The sequence below is a fragment of the Sphingopyxis sp. genome, assembly GCF_036261875.1.
Taxonomy (GTDB): Bacteria; Pseudomonadota; Alphaproteobacteria; order Sphingomonadales; family Sphingomonadaceae; genus Sphingopyxis.
In genome coordinates, this window is the sequence record NZ_DATAJZ010000025.1 from 74,040 (window position 1) to 90,674 (window position 16,635).

Annotated in this window: 18 protein-coding genes and 1 other RNA gene; 9 read left to right on the forward strand and 10 right to left on the reverse strand. The window is 65.7% G+C overall.

Translation table 11 applies throughout. From position 1 onward, the window contains the following. Window positions 1-3: 3 nt before the first annotated feature. From aguB to VHO04_RS11650, 3 genes are all read right to left on the reverse strand, one after another. Window positions 4-855, reverse strand: a complete 852-nt coding sequence (gene aguB, locus VHO04_RS11640) for an N-carbamoylputrescine amidase (protein ID WP_329628440.1) — start codon at window positions 853-855, stop codon at window positions 4-6. Between the two features lie 103 nt (window positions 856-958). Beyond that, window positions 959-1,942, reverse strand: a complete 984-nt coding sequence (locus tag VHO04_RS11645; RefSeq protein ID WP_329628441.1) for an agmatine deiminase family protein — start codon at window positions 1,940-1,942, stop codon at window positions 959-961. Window positions 1,943-1,955: 13 nt separating this feature from the next. Continuing rightward, entirely contained in the window at window positions 1,956-3,641 is a 1,686-nt protein-coding gene (locus VHO04_RS11650) for a M28 family metallopeptidase (RefSeq protein ID WP_329628442.1), read from the reverse strand. A 187-nt stretch (window positions 3,642-3,828) separates the two neighbouring features. Between VHO04_RS11650 and VHO04_RS11655 the strand changes: the two genes are divergently transcribed. After that, window positions 3,829-5,751, forward strand: coding sequence for a S9 family peptidase (locus VHO04_RS11655; RefSeq protein WP_329628443.1), 1,923 nt, complete (start codon window positions 3,829-3,831; stop codon window positions 5,749-5,751). A 57-nt stretch (window positions 5,752-5,808) separates the two neighbouring features. Here VHO04_RS11655 and rpsD read toward each other — a convergent pair whose 3' ends face one another. Next, window positions 5,809-6,420, reverse strand: coding sequence for a 30S ribosomal protein S4 (gene rpsD, locus VHO04_RS11660; protein WP_257550473.1), 612 nt, complete (start codon window positions 6,418-6,420; stop codon window positions 5,809-5,811). Between the two features lie 210 nt (window positions 6,421-6,630). On the opposite strand from rpsD, the gene VHO04_RS11665 reads away from it, so the two are divergent. Continuing rightward, window positions 6,631-6,945, forward strand: coding sequence for a chorismate mutase (locus VHO04_RS11665; RefSeq protein ID WP_329628444.1), 315 nt, complete (start codon window positions 6,631-6,633; stop codon window positions 6,943-6,945). Window positions 6,946-7,219: 274 nt separating this feature from the next. Here VHO04_RS11665 and VHO04_RS11670 read toward each other — a convergent pair whose 3' ends face one another. From VHO04_RS11670 to rpiB, 5 genes are read right to left on the reverse strand one after another with little or no spacing between them, the layout of a single operon-like run. Beyond that, window positions 7,220-7,948, reverse strand: a complete 729-nt coding sequence (locus tag VHO04_RS11670; RefSeq protein ID WP_329628445.1) for an RNA methyltransferase — start codon at window positions 7,946-7,948, stop codon at window positions 7,220-7,222. Then, on the reverse strand, window positions 7,945-8,412 hold the full coding sequence (gene nrdR, locus VHO04_RS11675; RefSeq protein WP_329628446.1) for a transcriptional regulator NrdR: 468 nt from the start codon (window positions 8,410-8,412) through the stop codon (window positions 7,945-7,947). The genes VHO04_RS11670 and nrdR overlap by 4 nt, the downstream gene beginning before the upstream one ends. A 3-nt stretch (window positions 8,413-8,415) precedes the next feature. Next, window positions 8,416-8,634, reverse strand: a complete 219-nt coding sequence (locus VHO04_RS11680) for a hypothetical protein (RefSeq protein WP_329628447.1) — start codon at window positions 8,632-8,634, stop codon at window positions 8,416-8,418. 4 nt (window positions 8,635-8,638) lie between these two features. Next, window positions 8,639-9,946, reverse strand: coding sequence for a serine hydroxymethyltransferase (glyA, locus tag VHO04_RS11685; protein ID WP_329628448.1), 1,308 nt, complete (start codon window positions 9,944-9,946; stop codon window positions 8,639-8,641). Beyond that, window positions 9,943-10,395, reverse strand: a complete 453-nt coding sequence (gene rpiB / locus VHO04_RS11690) for a ribose 5-phosphate isomerase B (RefSeq protein WP_329628449.1) — start codon at window positions 10,393-10,395, stop codon at window positions 9,943-9,945. Before rpiB ends, glyA begins: the two co-directional genes overlap by 4 nt. Before the next feature lie 114 nt (window positions 10,396-10,509). On the opposite strand from rpiB, the gene VHO04_RS11695 reads away from it, so the two are divergent. After that, complete coding sequence (locus VHO04_RS11695) at window positions 10,510-10,674, forward strand: hypothetical protein (protein ID WP_329628450.1); 165 nt, start codon at window positions 10,510-10,512, stop codon at window positions 10,672-10,674. A gap of 109 nt (window positions 10,675-10,783) precedes the next feature. On the opposite strand, the gene VHO04_RS11700 is transcribed toward VHO04_RS11695, so the two are convergent. Then, entirely contained in the window at window positions 10,784-11,440 is a 657-nt protein-coding gene (locus VHO04_RS11700; protein WP_297661633.1) for an alpha/beta hydrolase, read from the reverse strand. A 271-nt stretch (window positions 11,441-11,711) separates the two neighbouring features. Between VHO04_RS11700 and VHO04_RS11705 the strand changes: the two genes are divergently transcribed. The 6 genes from VHO04_RS11705 to VHO04_RS11730 all read left to right on the forward strand — a co-directional run bounded on the left by VHO04_RS11705 (window position 11,712) and on the right by VHO04_RS11730 (window position 16,373). Continuing rightward, window positions 11,712-12,803 carry a cysteine desulfurase family protein gene (locus tag VHO04_RS11705; RefSeq protein WP_329628451.1) on the forward strand — a complete coding sequence of 364 codons (1,092 nt, stop codon included), beginning with the start codon at window positions 11,712-11,714 and terminating at the stop codon, window positions 12,801-12,803. Further along, window positions 12,804-13,139 carry a 2Fe-2S iron-sulfur cluster-binding protein gene (locus VHO04_RS11710; RefSeq protein ID WP_329628452.1) on the forward strand — a complete coding sequence of 112 codons (336 nt, stop codon included), beginning with the start codon at window positions 12,804-12,806 and terminating at the stop codon, window positions 13,137-13,139. After that, complete coding sequence (bla, locus tag VHO04_RS11715; protein ID WP_329628453.1) at window positions 13,139-14,020, forward strand: class A beta-lactamase; 882 nt, start codon at window positions 13,139-13,141, stop codon at window positions 14,018-14,020. Before VHO04_RS11710 ends, bla begins: the two co-directional genes overlap by 1 nt. A 41-nt stretch (window positions 14,021-14,061) precedes the next feature. Further along, window positions 14,062-14,159, forward strand: an RNA gene (gene ffs / locus VHO04_RS11720) — signal recognition particle sRNA small type. 160 nt (window positions 14,160-14,319) lie between these two features. Continuing rightward, a complete protein-coding gene (locus tag VHO04_RS11725; RefSeq protein WP_329628454.1) occupies window positions 14,320-16,041 on the forward strand; it encodes a DNA polymerase III subunit gamma/tau in 1,722 nt (573 codons plus the stop codon). After that, window positions 16,038-16,373, forward strand: a complete 336-nt coding sequence (locus VHO04_RS11730; protein ID WP_329628455.1) for a YbaB/EbfC family nucleoid-associated protein — start codon at window positions 16,038-16,040, stop codon at window positions 16,371-16,373. The genes VHO04_RS11725 and VHO04_RS11730 overlap by 4 nt, the downstream gene beginning before the upstream one ends. Window positions 16,374-16,635: the final 262 nt, after the last annotated feature.

The following is a 16,635-nucleotide window of genomic DNA, read 5'->3' on the forward strand; positions in this document are numbered from 1 at the left end:
CTGTCAGATATCTTCGGCCAACCGCGCATAGAGCTGTGGCCGGCGGTCGCGGAAAAAGCCCATGCCGGCGCGATGTTTCGCCGCGCGATCGAGGTCGATCGTCTCGACGAGAACGCCGGTCTCGCTCGCCCCAAATGCGTGCGTCAGATCACCCCATTCATCGGTGATGAAACTGTGGCCATAGAAATTCGCCTCGCCCTCGGCGCCGATGCGGTTCGCCGCGATCACCGGCATACAGTTCGACACCGCATGGCCCTGCATCGCGCGGCGCCACATGCGGCTGGTGTCGAGATCGGCGTCATAGGGCTCCGATCCGATCGCGGTCGGATAGAAAAGCAGTTCGGCCCCCATCAGCGCCATCGCGCGTGCGCATTCGGGATACCATTGGTCCCAGCAGACGCCGACGCCGACCCGCGTCCCGAAGATGTCCCAGACCTTGAACCCCGTATTGCCGGGGCGGAAATAATATTTTTCCTCGTAGCCGGGGCCGTCGGGAATGTGGCTCTTGCGATAGGTGCCCATGATCGCGCCGTCGGGGCCGATCATCGCGAGCGTGTTGTAATAATGCGGGCCGTCTTTTTCGAAAAAGCTGGTCGGGATTGCGACCTTCAGCTTTTCCGCGAGCGCCTGCATCCGGATGACGCTCGGATGCTCGGCGGTCGGCCGTGCGCTGGCGAAGAGTTCTTCCTCCTCGACCTGGCAGAAATAGGGGCCTTCGAAGAGCTCGGGGGGCAGGACGATCTGCGCGCCTTCCGCGGCCGCCTCCTCGACGAGCGCTGTGACCGCGTCGATATTCGGCTGGACGGGGCCGGGCAGGGGGAGCTGCAGCGCGGCGACGGAGATCGTGCGGGTCATGGAGCGGATATAGGCGAGGCGGCGTATCTTGCCAGAGCAAAAGCCAAGGCCGATGCTCCATTTCCGTCAACCCGGCTTTCGCCGGGATGACCGTTAGAGGTGATTATGCCGGAAGCTGCTGGCTCGAACAGTGGAAGCTGCCGCCGCCGCCGATGATCCCGCTCGCCGGCACGCCGACAGCGCGGCGATCGGGAAAGAGCGCGGCGAGCGCATCGACCGCCGCCCGATCGTTCGGTACGCCATAGGTCGGCACGACGACCGTGCTGTTGCCGATGTAGAAGTTCATATAACTCGCCGCCGCAAGCTCGCCGTCCACTTCGACGCGGCCGGGCGAGGGGAGGTCGATGATCTCGATGCCCCCGAACGCCGCGGCGCGGGCGCGCGCATCGGCATAGATTTCGGCATTGGGATCGTTATCGCCCGCCGCGACCGGGATCGCGAGCCGGCCTTCGCCGACGAAGCGCGCCAGATTGTCGACATGGCCGTCGGTATGGTCGCCGATCAGCCCCTTGCCGAGCCACAGCAGCCGCCCGATGCCGAGCGACTGGTGCAGCCTGACCGCGATGTCCTCGCGCGTCAGCGTCGGGTTGCGGTTGCTGTTGAGCAGACATTCCTCGGTGGTGACGCAGAGCCCGGTGCCGTCGACGTCGATCGCTCCGCCTTCGAGCACCCAATCCTGATCGTCGACCGGAAGCCCGCTCGCCGCCGCGAGCGCCGCGCCGATTTCCCGGTCGCCGGGCATGACGAATTTCTCGCCCCACCAGTTGAACTCGAAATTGCGCGCGCGCCGCGCTGTGCCGGCGCCCGCGACGATCGGCCCGGTATCGCGCAGCCAGATGTCGCCGAGCGGCTGGACGAGAATGCGCACCCCCGTATCGACGAGCCCGGCGGCGATGGCCGCCTGGCGCGCATCGTTGACGACCAGCCGCACCTCCTCGCCGCGGCCGCCGTCGTGAATGGCGTTCGCGAAAGCGGCGACATCGGCGCGCGCCGCGTCGATCTGGCCCGCCCACTCCTCGTCGAGGTGCGGAAAGCCGATCCATACCGCTTCGTGCGGCGCCCATTCGGCAAACATGCGCAGCGTCATGGGCGCCGTCCGATTATTTCGCGGGGCGCGACTTGTCGCGCGCGGCGCGGAACTCGTCGTCCTTCACCCAGTTCGGCCAGGCGTCGGTCGAGGCGAGCATCCGCCCGGCGGCATAGAAGAGCTTGAGATCGGCGATCATGCCGTCCCAATTCTTGATCGCCGCATATTCGTCGCCGGGGGCGTGATAGCGGTTCTTCTCATAATCCTCGGCCGCCTTCTTGCCGGCTTCCTTGCCGCCATCGACCAGGTCTTCGCCGGCGCCGAAGTTGAAGAAGGGCACGCCGCGCTTCGCAAAGCTGAAATGGTCGGAGCGGTAATAGAAACCCTTTTCGGGGGTCGGCTCATCGACGATCGTGACCTTTGCCGCCTGGGCGATCTTTTCCAGATAGGTGTCGAGATCGGACTTGCCGCGGCCGACGACGACGATGTCCTTCGCCGGGCCGTTCGGGTTGAGCGCGTCCATATTGACCCCGCCGACCGTCTGCGCGAGCGGGAAGATCGGATTGGCCGCATAATATTCGGAGCCGAGCAGGCCCGATTCCTCGGCCGTCACGGCCAGGAAGACGACGCTGCGATCGGGCGCCCCGGCCTTTTGATAGGCCTGCGCCAGCGTCACGAGCGCGGCGGTTCCCGTCGCATTGTCGACCGCGCCGTTGCAGATATCGTCGCCGTTCACCGGCGTGCAGCGGCCGAGATGATCCCAGTGTGCGGTATAGAGCACATATTCGTCGGGGCGCTTAGCCCCCGGCAGCACGCCGACGACGTTATGCGACATCTTCTTCGCGATCTGGTTGTCGAAGCCGAACGAGGCCTTCACGCCGGTCAGCGGCACCGCCTTGAAGCCCTTCTTGCCCGCCGCGGCGCGCAGCTTGTCGAAATCCTGTCCGGCGCTCGCGAGCAGTTCCTTCGCCTTCGCAAGCTGGATCCAGCCGTTCGCTACGGTCTGGTCGGCGCCGCCGTTCTTGGTCTCGGCCAGATATTGGGTGCCGGTGTTGCTGCTTTCCACGACGTTCCAGCCATAGGCGGCGGGTTCGGTGTCGTGGACGATCAGCGCCGCGGCCGCGCCCTGGCGCGCCGCTTCCTCATATTTATAGGTCCAGCGGCCGTAATAGGTCATCGCGCGGCCGCCGAACTCGCCCTTGGCTTCGGGGGTCTGCCAGTCGGGATCATTGACGAGAATAATGACGGTCTTGCCCTTGACGTCGAGTCCGGCATAGTCGTTCCAGCCCTTTTCGGGGGCGTTGATGCCGTAACCGACGAAGACGACGTCGCTATCCTTGACTTCGGTCTTCGGCTGGACGCGATAGCTGAAGGCGACATAGTCGTTGCCGTAGTTCAGCGTGACCGGCGCCTTGCCGCCGGTGAAGCTCAGCGGCGTCGCATTCTTCGCGGTGATCTCGACCAGCGGCACGTCCTGCGTCCACTTGCCGTTGTTGCCGGGCTTGAGCCCCGCTTCCTCGAACTGCTTGATCAGATAGGCGAGGGTCTTTTCCTCGCCCGCGGTGCCCGGCGCGCGGCCCTCATAGGCGTCCGACGACAATTCCTTGGTCACGTCCTGCAGCGTCTGCAGCGACAACTCGGGAAACTGGACGTCGGGAAGCGAAGCCGCGTCTGGGCCGGCCGCCTTGTCGGAGCCGCTGCATGCGGCAACGGACAGAAGAACCGCGAAAGCCGCGGCGGTACGGGGGAAGCGAAGCATGGAAATTCCTCAGGCTTGGTATTCGATCGCGGACTTGTGCCAGCCCGGCGTTGAAGGCGCAAGCGTCGCTTGCCCCTTCCCGGCGCTTGGAAAAGTGGACGCTGGGCTTTAGGGAAGAGAAAGGGAATTGAATAACAGGGGGATAGAGATGCGGGGGCACCGACTATATTTGCTCGGTTTGGGGATCGTGGCGGGGGCTGCGCAGGCGCAGGAAGGCGACATCGCGCGCCGCTTCGGCACGCTCGACGGCGTCACGCAGGTCAGCCTGTCCCCCGACGGGCAGCGTCTGGCCTTTCTCGCGCCGAACAAGGGGCAGGCAAACGACCTGTTTGTGGTCGACATTGCCGATGGCGCCTCTCCCCGCCGCATCCTGCGTGCCAGCGGCGATCCCGAAATTCTGCGATGGTGCAGATGGGCGACCGACGCACGGTTGATCTGTCAGATCGGCGGCCGGCAAAAGGTCGGCGAGTTCATCTATGGCTTTTCTTCCCTGCTCGCCGTCGATGCGGCGGGCGGCAACGTCAAGACGCTGAGCACGCGGCGGGGCGAAAACGCGCTGGGCTTCGATTTTCGCGGCGGCAGTATCATCGACTGGCAGCCGGGACCGCCCGCCAGCGTATTGATGATGCGCAGCCACGTGCCCGAAGCGAACCGCCATACCGCCTCGCTGATCACCAAGGACGAGGAGGGAATGGGCGTCGATCTCGTGAATGTGGTCGAAGGGTCGGTGAAGATCGTCGAGAAACCGAGACGCGACACCATCGAATATATTACCGACGGCAAGGGCAAGGTGCGTATCATGGGCACCCAGCCGATGACGGGGCGGACGGACAACCTCAGTCCTGTCGTGCGTTATTTCTATAAGTCCGCGGATGGCGGCGACTGGCAACAATTGTCGTCGCTCGACACGCTGTCGCGTGAAGGATTCGAGCCGTGGGCGGTCGATGCCGCAACCAACCGTGCGATCGGTTTCGGCAAGATCGACGGGCGTCTCGCCGTTATGGCGGTCAAGCTCGATGGAACAGGGAGGGGCGAAACGCTCTATCGCCATCCCGAAGTCGATGTCGACGGACTGGTTCGCGTCGGCCGCGATCAGCGCGTCGTGGGCGCGACCTATGCCACCGATCGCCGCCAGATGGTGACGACCGACACGCATGTCGCGGCAATGGCCAGTTCGCTGTCGCACGCGCTCGGCGGTCGGCAGGTTTATTTCATTGATGCGTCGGCCGACGAGTCCCAGTGGCTGCTATGGGCCGGATCGGACGTCGATCCGGGGCGCTATTATCGCTATACGCCCGCGGCGAAGCAACTCCGGCCGTTGCTCGAGGACCGGCCCTTGCTGTCGGAACTGACGCTCTCGCCGGTCAAGGCGATACGCTATCCTGCGTCCGACGGCACGATGATCCCCGGTTATCTGACCCTTCCGCCCGGGCGCAGCGATGCCAAGAGTTTGCCGGCGATCGTGATGCCGCATGGCGGACCTTCGTCGCGCGACGAATGGGGGTTCGACTGGCTCGCGCAATATTTCGCCCAGGCGGGCTTTGCGGTCGTCCAGCCCAATTACCGCGGTTCGTCGGGCTATGGTGACCAATGGTATCAGAACAACGGTTTCCAGTCGTGGAAGGTTGCGATCGGCGACGTGAACGACGCGGGCCGCTGGATCTTGGCGCAAGGGGCCGACCCCGCCAAATTGTCGATCGTGGGCTGGTCCTATGGCGGCTATGCCGCGTTGCAGTCGGGCGTTGTCGCGCCCGACCTGTTTCGCGCCATCGTTGCGATTGCGCCGGTAACCGATCTCGGCAGGCTGAAGACCGAAAGTGCGCGCTATACCAGCGGCGCGATCATTCGCGATTTCATCGGTTCGGGTCCGCATATCCTCGAGGGATCGCCGGCGCGAAATGCCGGCCGCATAGCGGCGCCTGTGCTGATGTTCCACGGCACGCTCGACCAGAATGTCGATATCGACCAGGCGCGGATCATGCGCGGGGCACTGCTCTCGGCAGGAAAGAAGGTCGAGCTGATCGAATATCCCGGGCTGGCGCACAATCTGGGCGACAGCGACACGCGGACTGCGATGCTTGCGCGGATCACCGGATTCCTGCCGCACTGAACGAAAAAGGGGCGGTCCGTTTCCGGGCCGCCCCTCGTAATTTCGCAATCGAACCGATCAGCGCGAATAGAATTCGACGACCAGATTGGGTTCCATCTTCACCGGATAGGGCACTTCGTCGAGCGTCGGAACGCGGACGTAGGTCGTCTTGGTGCCGTCGACCGACAGATATTCGGGCAGGTCGCGCTCGGGCAGGCTCTGCGCTTCGGCGACCAGCGCCATTTCCTGCGCCTTCTTGCCAAGGGTGATTTCGTCGCCCGGCTTCACGAGACGGCTGGCGACGTTGCACTTCACGCCGTTCACATAGACGTGACCATGGCTGACGAGCTGGCGCGCCGAGAAGATGGTCGGCGTGAACTTCGAGCGATAGACGACCGCGTCGAGGCGGCGCTCAAGCAGGCCGATCAGATTTTGGCCGGTATCGCCCTTCATGCGCGAAGCCTCGAAATAGTTCTTCTTGAACTGCTTTTCGGTGATGTCGCCGTAATAGCCCTTCAGCTTCTGCTTCGCGCGGAGCTGGATGCCGAAGTCCGACATCTTGCCCTTGCGGCGCTGACCGTGCTGGCCGGGGCCATATTCGCGGCGGTTGACCGGGCTCTTGGGGCGACCCCAGATATTCTCGCCCATGCGGCGGTCGAGTTTATACTTGGCGCTCTGGCGCTTCGACATTGTCGTCTCCAATATGCTGTGTGCCGAAGGATTTCGGCGGTTCCCGGGTCGCACCATATGGAGATTTCCATATGCGACCGCCGCTTCACCGGGGTGCGGGGTCCATTGCGAAGGCGCGCGACTAGACGGGGAAGCGCGGAAAGTCAAGCGCGGCGCGTGCATCGGCGCGATGCCTCGACAGCGCGGAAAAAGCCGCTAAAGGCAGCGCCTATGACCTCCGCCAAACTTCCCGAGCAGTGCGAAACGATGACCGAAGTCCGCATCGGAGTCGATGAGGTCGACCTCGCGCTGGTCGCGCTGCTCGTCCGTCGCTTCGGTTACATGGACGCCGCCGCGCGCATCAAGAGCGACCGCGGCACCGTTCGCGACGAAGCGCGCAAGGCTGAGGTGCTCGACAATGTCGCCGCCGCCGCCGCCGCCGCCGGCCTCGAGCCCGAGCGGCTTCGCGCGGTGTGGAACGAACTGGTCGAACAGTCGATCGCTTATGAAGCGGTCAAATGGGATCGGCTGCGCGCCGACGATTGATCGCCGGTACGGGCCCCGATCCTAATTGGTCTCGGTGGTCGCCGTCTTTTCGGTGCTGGTCTGCGCTGCTTCATCCTTCGGCTTCGGCGCTTCGACCGTTCGGCATATGCGTTTCGGCACCTGGCTGCCGGTAACCTCTACCTTCTCGCAAATCTTCCTGGGCTTGGCGGGTTTCGCAGGAGCGTCTCCGGTCGCGTTGGCGGAGGTCGCGGCCAGGGCCAGGGACAATATCGTAGAGATCATATATTACTCGCTTTTGAAAGAATGCGAGTCCCTAGGACGGTTTCTTCGTCCGGCCAAGCGCCGTTATGATGCCATGCATCATCCGGATATCATTATGGGACCATCCAGCCTTGGTGAGCGCGGTGCGCAGGGTGCGCAGCGTTGCCTCGGTCCGCTCGGGCGGAAAGAAATAGCCGGCGGCGTCGAGGTCGCGGCTCAGATGCTCGATCAATTGTTCGAGTTCGCCCTGCGGCGCGGGCGGATCGAGCGGCACGTCGGGCGGACTCGCCAGCGCGACACCCTTCGACCATTCATAAGCGAGCAGAATCACCGCTTGCGCCAGATTGAGCGACCCGAACTCCGGGTTGATCGGCACGGTGACGATGGCGTGCGCCAGCGCGACATCGTCGGTTTCCAGCCCCGACCGCTCGGGTCCGAAGACATAGGCCGAGCGGCCCGCGCTCGCGTGAACCTGCTTCGCCGCCGCTTCGGGCGTCAGCACCGGTTTGGTCACCCCGCGTTTGCGCACGGTGGTGGCATAGATGGTCGTGCAGTCGGCAACCGCTTCGGCGAGACTGTCGTAGACTTTGGCCTCGGCCAGCACGACGTCGGCGCCCGATGCTGCCGGACCCGCATCGGGGTTCGGCCAGCCGTCGCGCGGGGCGACAAGGCGCAGTTCGGTGAGCCCGAAATTGAGCATCGCGCGCGCCGCCTTGCCGATATTTTCGCCAAGTTGCGGACGGACGAGAACGATGACGGGGGGCGGGGCGGCCGCGGTCATTTGCTGGGCCGCGCCGCCTCGGTGATCGACGAGGCGAACTCTTCGAAATCCTTGGCTTCGGTGAAGTCGCGATAGACGCTGGCGAAGCGGATATAGGCGACATTATCGAAGCCCTTCAGCGCCTCCATCACCATCGCGCCGATCTGCGACGCCTGCACCTCGTTATCGCCCGAAGTTTCGAGCTGGCGCTGAATGCCCGAGACGAGCCGTTCGATCCGCGCCCCGTCGATCGGGCGCTTGCGGCAGGCGATCTGGACGCTGCGCATCAATTTCTCGCGATCGAAGGGTTCGCGGGTGCCGCCGGCTTTGAGCACCGCGACGTCGCGAAGCTGGATGCGCTCGAACGTCGTGAAGCGCGCGCCGCAGTCCTCGCACTGACGGCGGCGGCGGATCGCGGCGCCGTCCTCGGTCGGGCGGCTGTCCTTCACCTGGCTGTCTTCATGTCCGCAATAGGGGCAGCGCATCGGTCAGCGTTTCACCCGGCTGAGCAGCGCGATGGCCGCGCCCGCGAACAGGCCGACCGGCCACGTCAGGACGGGCAGCGCAAGCCCCGCGACCGCGCCGAGCCCGCCGCCGATCAGCACCGGGCGCGTCGAGGGATGGGCCATGCCCTGCTTGCCCATCGCCTTGACCTCTTCGATCGTCAGCTCGACCAGCGTCGGTTCCTCGGGGTGCTGCCGCGCCATGTCGTCAGCCCTGATAGATGGGGAAGCGCTCGCAGAGCGCGCGGACGCGGCCGCGGACGTCGGCTTCGACATCGGCGTCGCCATGCTCGCCCTTGTCGCGCAGCGCTTCGAGCACGTCCGCGACCATGTCGCCAATCTCCTCGAACTCGGCGATGCCGAAGCCGCGCGTCGTGCCCGCGGGCGAGCCGACGCGGATGCCGCTGGTCTTGACCGGCGGCAGCGGATCGAAGGGGACGCCGTTCTTGTTGCAGGTGATCGCGCTGCGTTCGAGCGCTTCGTCGGCATCGCGGCCGGTGATGCCGAGCGGACGGAGGTCGATCAGCGCGAGGTGCGTGTCGGTGCCGCCCGCGACGACGTCGGCGCCGCGCGCCTTCAGCCGGTTCGCGAGCGCTTGCGCATTGGCGATCGTCGCCTTGGCATAGGCCTTGAACTCGGGGCGCAGCGCTTCGCCGAAGGCGACCGCCTTCGCAGCGATGACATGGACCAGCGGGCCGCCCTGGAGACCGGGGAAGACCGCCGAATTGATACGCTTCGCGATCGCTTCGTCATTGGTCAGGATCATGCCGCCGCGCGGGCCGCGCAGCGTCTTGTGCGTCGTCGTGGTGACGACATGCGCATGTTCCATCGGCGAGGGATGCGCGCCGCCCGCGACCAGCCCTGCGAAATGCGCCATGTCCACCATCAGTAGCGCGCCGACATCGTCAGCGATGGCGCGAAAGCGCGCGAAGTCGAGGGTGCGCGGATAGGCGGAGCCGCCCGCGATGATCAGCGAGGGGCGATGCTCCTTCGCAAGGCGCTCGACCTGGTCGAAATCGACGAGATGGTCGTCGGCGCGCACGCCATATTGGACGGCATTATACCATTTTCCCGACATCGCGGGCGCCGCGCCGTGCGTCAGATGACCTCCCGCATCGAGGCTCATGCCCATGATCGTCGCGCCGGGCTTGGTCAGCGCGAGCATGACCGCGCCGTTCGCCTGCGCGCCCGAATGCGGCTGGACGTTGGCGAAATTACAGTCGAACAGCTGTTTCGCGCGGTCGATCGCCAGCGTCTCGACCTCGTCCGACGGGCCGCAACCCTGATAATAGCGCTTGCCCGGATAGCCTTCGGCATATTTGTTGGTGAAGACGCTGCCTTGCGCTTCGAGAACCGCCTTGGAGACGATATTCTCCGACGCGATCAGTTCGATCTGATGCTGCTCGCGGTCGAGTTCATGTTTCATCGCCGCCGCGACGGCGGGGTCGGTCGCGGCGACGCCGTCGGTGAAATAGCCGGCCGATTTGATGGGCTTGTCGAGCGTTTCGGTGGTCATCGGCTGGTCTCCAGTTGGGGCGGGTTGGACAGTTTATCGACGCGCGGGCCATGGCGGCCGCCGGCGAACGCGCCGACGAGGAAGGATGTGACGCAGGCCTTTGCCATATCCTCGCCGATCAGCCGTGCGCCCATTGCGAGCACATTGGCGTCATTATGCTCCCGGGAGAGCGCCGCCGAATAGGGGTCGCTCACCAATGCGCAGCGCGCGGCGGGATGGCGGTTGACCGCGATCGAAATGCCGATCCCCGAACCGCAGAGCGCGATACCGCGTTCGGCGCGGCCATCGGCGATGGCCTCGGCGAGCTTGTAGCCGAAGTCGGGATAATCCACCCGGTCCGCCGTCGCTGGACCGAGGTCCAGCACGTCGTGATCGAGGTCTCGCAGCCAGGCCGCGAGCACGGCCTTGAGCTCGTAAGCGGCATGGTCAGAGGCTATCGCAATGCGCATCGGGGCGGCTCCCGCAGGGGTGACAGGGAATCGATGAGCGCGCTTTAGGCGAAGCCGCCCGAATTGACCATAAGCCAGGTGGCAAATTTGTGACGCGGGCGATAAAGCCGCCCCATGTCCGACACGATCATGTCTTTGCTGATGCTCGCCGGGGTCGCGCTGACCGGCGGCGCGATCTATATTTTCCGCACCGGCGACCGCAAGCGCGCGCTGCTGATGTTCGTCGCGGCGCTGGTGATGTTCGCGAATATCGCGATCTGGCTGGTGCCGACGAAATAGGCTCCGTCATTGCGAGGAGCGTAGCGACGAAGCAATCTCCAGCGATCGACCTGATGATCGCGAACTGGAGATTGCCGCGTCGCCTTCGGCTCCTCGCAATGACAGGCAATCAGCGAATCGGCGAATCGGGCGCGAGGCGCATATCCAGATAATTATCGAGCGACTTCATCAGCTGATCGAGCTCATGCTCGAAGAAGTGGTTCGCGCGCGGGATTTCGTCGTGGTGGATGGTGATCCCCTTTTGCGTGCGCAGCTTGTCGACCAGCTTCTGGATCGCGGGCGGCGGCACGATCTCGTCCTGTCCGCCCGCGACGATGATCCCCGACGAAGGGCAGGGGGCGAGGAAGCTGAAGTCGTACATGTTCGCGGGCGGCGCGACCGACAGGAAGCCGCGAATCTCGGGGCGGCGCATCAGAAGCTGCATCCCGATCCACGCGCCGAAGCTGAAGCCCGCGACCCAGGTCGTCTGCGCCTCGGGGTGGATCGACTGCACCCAGTCGAGCGCCGAGGCGGCGTCGCTGAGTTCGCCGATGCCGTTGTCGAACGTCCCCTGGCTGCGACCGACGCCGCGGAAGTTGAAGCGCAGCACCGCAAAGCCGCGCGCGACGAAGCTCTTGTACATCGCCTGGGTGATGCGGTCGTTCATGGTGCCGCCGCCCTGCGGGTGCGGGTGGAGGATCAGCGCGACCGGCGCGCGCGGGCGCGGCGGGGGCGAGAAGCGGCCTTCGATACGGCCTTCGGGGCCGGGGAAAATAACGTCGGGCATGGGCGCACCTTCTTTGGTTCGGGGCTGGTCACCGATTCGCCGGACGGCGGGGTGGCGGAGCTGGATGCGCGCCTATATAGAAAATAGGTCTCGACTTGCAACTTTTGCGAATCGTTCGCAATAAGGGGCGCTCAATCCCGGTTCGTCATCCCGGACTTGATCCGGGATCCATTCTCGCAGCGCCGGAATCATGGATCCCGGATCAAGTCCGGGATGACGATGATAAAGAGCTTCGCTCGACACCAAAGGGATTAGCGGGCAAATGCCGCGAATGATTTACCTCGACTACCAAGCCACGACCCCGCTCGCTCCCGAGGCGCGCGCGGCGATGCTGCGCTGGCTCGAAGGGCCGGGAGAGGGCGACGGCTATGCCAACCCGTCGAGCACGCACAAGGCGGGCCGCGCCGCGGCGGCGGCGGTCGAGGTCGCGCGCGATCAGGTCGCGGCGATGCTGCCGGGGGGCGGACGCGTCTTCTTCACTTCGGGCGCGACCGAGGCGCTCAACTGGGCGCTGCTGCGCGGCGCGGAGGCGAAACCGGGCGGGGTCGCGGGGCTGAGCATCGAACATGCCGCGTCGCTGCAATGCCTCGAGCGGCTGAACGCGACGATCCTGCCGGTCGATGGCGCGGGGGTCGCGCTGCCGCCCGATGACGCGCTGATTCCCGAGAACGGCCTTGTCGCGGCGATGCTGGTGAACAACGAGGTCGGGACGATCCAGCCGGTCGCCGCTTTCGCCGCCGCCGCGCACGCGAAGGGGAGCCTGCTGCTCTGCGACGCGGTGCAGGGGTACGGCCGCGTTACCATCCCCGACGGCGCCGACCTGATCGCGCTTTCGGCGCACAAGATTCACGGGCCGAAGGGGATCGGCGCGCTGTGGGTGAAGGACGGTGTCGACCTCGAACCGCTGATGGTCGGCGGCGCGCAGGAACAGGGAATGCGGTCGGGCACCGTCTCCCCGGCTCTGTGCGCCGGGTTCGGCGCGGCGGCGGCGCTCGCGGCCGAGCGCTTCGATGCGGACGCCGCGCATGTCGAGCGGCTCTGGTCGCTGGCGATGGACATGCTGCCCGAATGGACACTCAATGGCGCCGTAACCCCACGCTATCACGGCAATCTCAATGTCCGCCGCGAGGGGGTGAATGGCCTTCGCCTGATGTCCGACGCGCGCAATGTCGCTTTCTCGCTCGGCAGTGCGTGCGGCAGCGGGTCGGGCAAGGTCAGCCATGTGCTGCGCGCGATGGGGGTGAGCGAGGCCGACGCCCGCGCCTCGATCCGGCTCGGCTGGGGACGCTATACCAGCGAAGCGGAATTGCGCGCCGGGCTGACCGCGATCAGGGATGCGGCGCGGCTTCAGGGAGTCAATTGAGTGCGCGTCACCTTCATCCACGCCGACGGCAAGGGGCGCACCGAGGCCGAAGCGAACGCAGGCGACATCCTGCTCGACGTCGCGCAGGCGCATCTGATGCCGCTCGAAGGGACGTGCGAGGGGCAGATGGCCTGTTCGACCTGCCACGTTATCGTCGCCAAAGAGGATTTCGACCGCTTGCCGCCCGCGAGCGAGGAGGAGGAAGATATGCTCGACCTTGCCGCCGGGGTGCGCCGCACCAGCCGGCTTGCCTGCCAGATCGTCCTGACCGACGACCTCGACGGGCTGACCGTCCATATCCCGTCCGAGAGCCGCAATATGCAGGGGCCGCGTTGATGCGCGCGGCCGTTGCCGTCGCCGTGCTGCTTGGCCTGACAGCCTGTTCCGCCGCGTCCGCTCCGGTGCGCGAGCCGACGGGTGATTCGGTGCTTCTCGCCAGGCAACTCACCGACATCGAGCGCCGTTCGGGCGGGCGTCTGGGCGTCGCGGTGACCGACACCACCGGTCGGCTGCTGTTCGGCCACCGCGCCGACGAACGTTTCGCCATGTGCTCGACCTTCAAGCTGCTTCTCGCGGGGCAGGTGTTGCGCGGCGCGGCGAGCGGCGGCCTGCCGCTGCGCACGCCGCTGCCGCTGACCCGCGCCGATCTGCTGCCGCATTCGCCCTATAGCGAGACCCAAGTCGCGGCGGGCGAAGTCAGTCTTGGGGCGGCCGCCGAACATAGCGTCAGGATCAGCGACAATGCCGCGGCCAATCTGATCCTCAAGGCGACGGGCGGGCCCGCGAGCTTTACCCAGCATATGCGCGCGATGGGCGATGCGGTGACGCGGCTCGACCGAACCGAGCCCGAACTCAACGAGAACGTGCCCGGCGATGCGCGCGACACCACCAGCCCCGCGGCGATGGCGAAAAGCGGGGCGATGCTCGTCTATGGCGATCATCTGACCGCCGATGACCGGCGAACGCTGCGCGGCTGGCTGATCGGCAGCGGGACCGGCCGCGCGCGCCTTCGCGCCGGGCTGCCGCCGGCGTGGATCGCCGGGGACAAGACCGGATCATGCGGCACCGCCTATAACGACGTCGCCTTCGTCGAGGCGCCTGACGGCAACAAATATATGGTCGCCGCCTATCTCGACCGTCCGACGGTGAACGGCGACGCCGCGGACGCGATCCTTGCCGATGTGGCCCGCGCGATTGTTGAGAATCCGTTCGTCTGACCGCGCGGCTTGCATTTCCGCGCCGCCGCCGCCATATGCGCGCCGGGAGTCGGGCGGACGCAGTCTTCGCCAACCCGGTCAGGTCCGGAAGGAAGCAGCCGCAACGAATTCGCTGCGGGTCGTTCCGGCTCCCACCTCCAAGCCATCTATTGTCGACCGTCACCCCGGACTTGATCCGGGGTCCCGCTTGTCGATGTCGCTGAGCGGGACCCCGGATCAAGTCCGGGGTGACGAGGGATTGGGTTGGCCGTCCGCATTCCCCTTCGACAAGCGTCCCTGGCCCCCCTAAGACGGACCCCATGAGCGATTCCGCCGACGACGATACCCCCATACTGGGGATGGATTTGCCGGAGACTCCGGCGCCCGCATCGAGCGGGCCGTACCGCGTCCTTGCCCGCAAATACCGCCCGCAGACCTTTGCCGAGCTGATCGGCCAGGATGCGATGGTCAAAACGCTGGGCAACGCCATCGCGCGCGACCGGCTGGCGCACGCCTTCCTGATGACCGGGGTGCGCGGGGTGGGCAAGACCTCGACCGCGCGGCTGATCGCCAAGGCGCTGAACTGCATCGGCCCCGACGGGCAGGGCGGGCCGACGATCGACCCGTGCGGCGTCTGCGAGCCGTGCCGCGCGATCACCGAGGGCCGCCACATCGACGTGATCGAGATGGACGCCGCGTCGAACACCGGCGTGGATGACGTGCGCGAGATCATCGAGGCGGTGCGCTATGCGGCGGTGTCGGCGCGCTACAAGATCTACATCATCGACGAAGTGCACATGTTGTCGCGCAACGCCTTCAATGCATTGCTGAAAACATTGGAAGAGCCGCCGCCGCACGTCAAATTCCTGTTCGCGACCACCGAGGTCAACAAGGTGCCGGTGACGGTGCTGTCGCGCTGCCAGCGCTTCGATCTTCGCCGTATCACCCCCGACATGCTCTTCGCGCATTTCAGCGCCATTCTGCAAAAGGAAGGCGTCGAGGCCGAGGCGCCCGCGGTCTGGCTGATCGCGAGCGCCGCCGAAGGATCGGTGCGCGACGGCCTGTCGATCCTCGACCAGGCGATTGCCCATGCCGACCTGGAAGCTGGAGGAGGGGGCGGCGGCAGGATCGGCGCCGAACAGGTGCGCGCGATGCTCGGTCTGTCCGATCGCTCGTCGATCGCGCAATTGATGGCGGCGATATTGGAAGGCGACAGCGGCGGCGCGATCGACCTCGCCCGCGCGCAATATGCGCTGGGGATCGAGCCGGTCGCGATGGTGCGCGGGCTGATGGACCTGACCCATGCGGTCACGCTCGCCAAGGTGTCGCGCCACGACGATCCCGCGCTGGCCGAGGCTGATCGCGAGCGGATCGGCGACTGGGCGAAGAAGCTGGGGTTCGCGCCGCTGAACCGCCTCTGGCAATTGCTGCTCAAGGGGCATGACGAGGTGTTGCGCGCGAACAATCCGCTTGAACATCTCGAAATGCTGCTGCTGCGCGTGATCTACGCCGCGTCGCTGCCCGATCCGGGGGAATTGGCGAAGCTGCTCGAAAAGGGCGGCGTGCCGACGAAGCCGCTTTCCGCGCCGCCGGCGCCGGGCGGGACGGAGCACGCGGCGGCCGAACCGGTTGCCGAAGCCCCGGCGGCGCCTCACAGCGAAGCGCCCGCGTCGCTGACCATCGCGCAGATTCACCAGCTCCTCGAAAGCACAGGAAATCATCAGCTTGCGCTGCAAGTCTACGATCATCTCCAGCTTGTCGAACTCGAACCCGGCTTGATCGTCTATGCCGCGGCGCCCGCGCTCGACGGCGATTTCGCGCGCAAGCTCGGCGAAGCACTGCTGACCCAGACGGGGAGCCGTTGGCAGGTTCGCACCGGTGAAGGCGACGCCCGCCCGAGCCTGGGACAGATGAAGGCCGCGAAACTGGCCGATAATGACGCACGCATCCGCGAACTGCCCGTCGTGAAGGCCGCTCTGGCGGCTTTTCCTGACGCGAGGCTTGTCGAAGACGACAACAACCATCATAGGTCCAATCCATGAAATCGATCGAAGAAATGATGAAGGCGGCTCAGGAAGCCGCCGCCACCGTGCAGGCGCAGATGCAGGAGGCGCAGACGAAGCTCGACACCCTCGAGGTCGAGGGGGTTTCGGGCGGCGGCCTCGTCAGGATCGTCGCGACCGCCAAGGGACGCATCAAGGCGATCCATATCGACGACAGCCTGATCGTTCCGTCGGACAAGCAGATGCTCGAAGACCTGCTCGCCGCCGCGTTCAACGATGCGCGCGAAAAGGCCGATGCGTTGAGCAACGAGGAAATGGGCAAGATGACGAGCGGCCTGCCGCTGCCGCCGGGGTTCAAATTGCCGTTTTGACCACCTGATCCTCCCTGCGGCGTAGCCGTGGGGAGGGGAACCGCCGCGAAGCGGGGGTGGAGGGGTATAACGCGGGGCGCTCGCTTTGCTCGCGGCCCCTCCGTCAGCCCTTAGGGCTGCCACCTCCCCATCGCTACGCGACAGGGACGAGTGGATCGTCCATTCACCCCACCGTCATTGAATGCGCGGCAAGTTACGCCATATTAGCGATGAACACCCTATAAGAAGGGCGGAGCCGCCGAAGCCGGGGCTCGCTCAGGAG

What these genes read in the sequence shown, in the direction of transcription:
- aguB (WP_329628440.1), bottom strand. Translation starts at nt 855, where the DNA reads ATGACCCGCACGATCTCCGTCGCCGCGCTGCAGCTCCCCCTGCCCGGC.
- VHO04_RS11645 (WP_329628441.1), bottom strand. Translation starts at nt 1,942, where the DNA reads ATGACGCTGCGCATGTTTGCCGAATGGGCGCCGCACGAAGCGGTATGG.
- VHO04_RS11650 (WP_329628442.1), bottom strand. Translation starts at nt 3,641, where the DNA reads ATGCTTCGCTTCCCCCGTACCGCCGCGGCTTTCGCGGTTCTTCTGTCC.
- rpsD (WP_257550473.1), bottom strand. Translation starts at nt 6,420, where the DNA reads ATGTCGAAGCGCCAGAGCGCCAAGTATAAACTCGACCGCCGCATGGGC.
- VHO04_RS11665 (WP_329628444.1), top strand. Translation starts at nt 6,631, where the DNA reads ATGACCTCCGCCAAACTTCCCGAGCAGTGCGAAACGATGACCGAAGTC.
- VHO04_RS11670 (WP_329628445.1), bottom strand. Translation starts at nt 7,948, where the DNA reads ATGACCGCGGCCGCCCCGCCCCCCGTCATCGTTCTCGTCCGTCCGCAA.
- nrdR (WP_329628446.1), bottom strand. Translation starts at nt 8,412, where the DNA reads ATGCGCTGCCCCTATTGCGGACATGAAGACAGCCAGGTGAAGGACAGC.
- VHO04_RS11680 (WP_329628447.1), bottom strand. Translation starts at nt 8,634, where the DNA reads ATGGCGCGGCAGCACCCCGAGGAACCGACGCTGGTCGAGCTGACGATC.
- glyA (WP_329628448.1), bottom strand. Translation starts at nt 9,946, where the DNA reads ATGACCACCGAAACGCTCGACAAGCCCATCAAATCGGCCGGCTATTTC.
- rpiB (WP_329628449.1), bottom strand. Translation starts at nt 10,395, where the DNA reads ATGCGCATTGCGATAGCCTCTGACCATGCCGCTTACGAGCTCAAGGCC.
- VHO04_RS11695 (WP_329628450.1), top strand. Translation starts at nt 10,510, where the DNA reads ATGTCCGACACGATCATGTCTTTGCTGATGCTCGCCGGGGTCGCGCTG.
- VHO04_RS11700 (WP_297661633.1), bottom strand. Translation starts at nt 11,440, where the DNA reads ATGCCCGACGTTATTTTCCCCGGCCCCGAAGGCCGTATCGAAGGCCGC.
- VHO04_RS11705 (WP_329628451.1), top strand. Translation starts at nt 11,712, where the DNA reads ATGATTTACCTCGACTACCAAGCCACGACCCCGCTCGCTCCCGAGGCG.
- bla (WP_329628453.1), top strand. Translation starts at nt 13,139, where the DNA reads ATGCGCGCGGCCGTTGCCGTCGCCGTGCTGCTTGGCCTGACAGCCTGT.
- VHO04_RS11725 (WP_329628454.1), top strand. Translation starts at nt 14,320, where the DNA reads ATGAGCGATTCCGCCGACGACGATACCCCCATACTGGGGATGGATTTG.
- VHO04_RS11730 (WP_329628455.1), top strand. Translation starts at nt 16,038, where the DNA reads ATGAAATCGATCGAAGAAATGATGAAGGCGGCTCAGGAAGCCGCCGCC.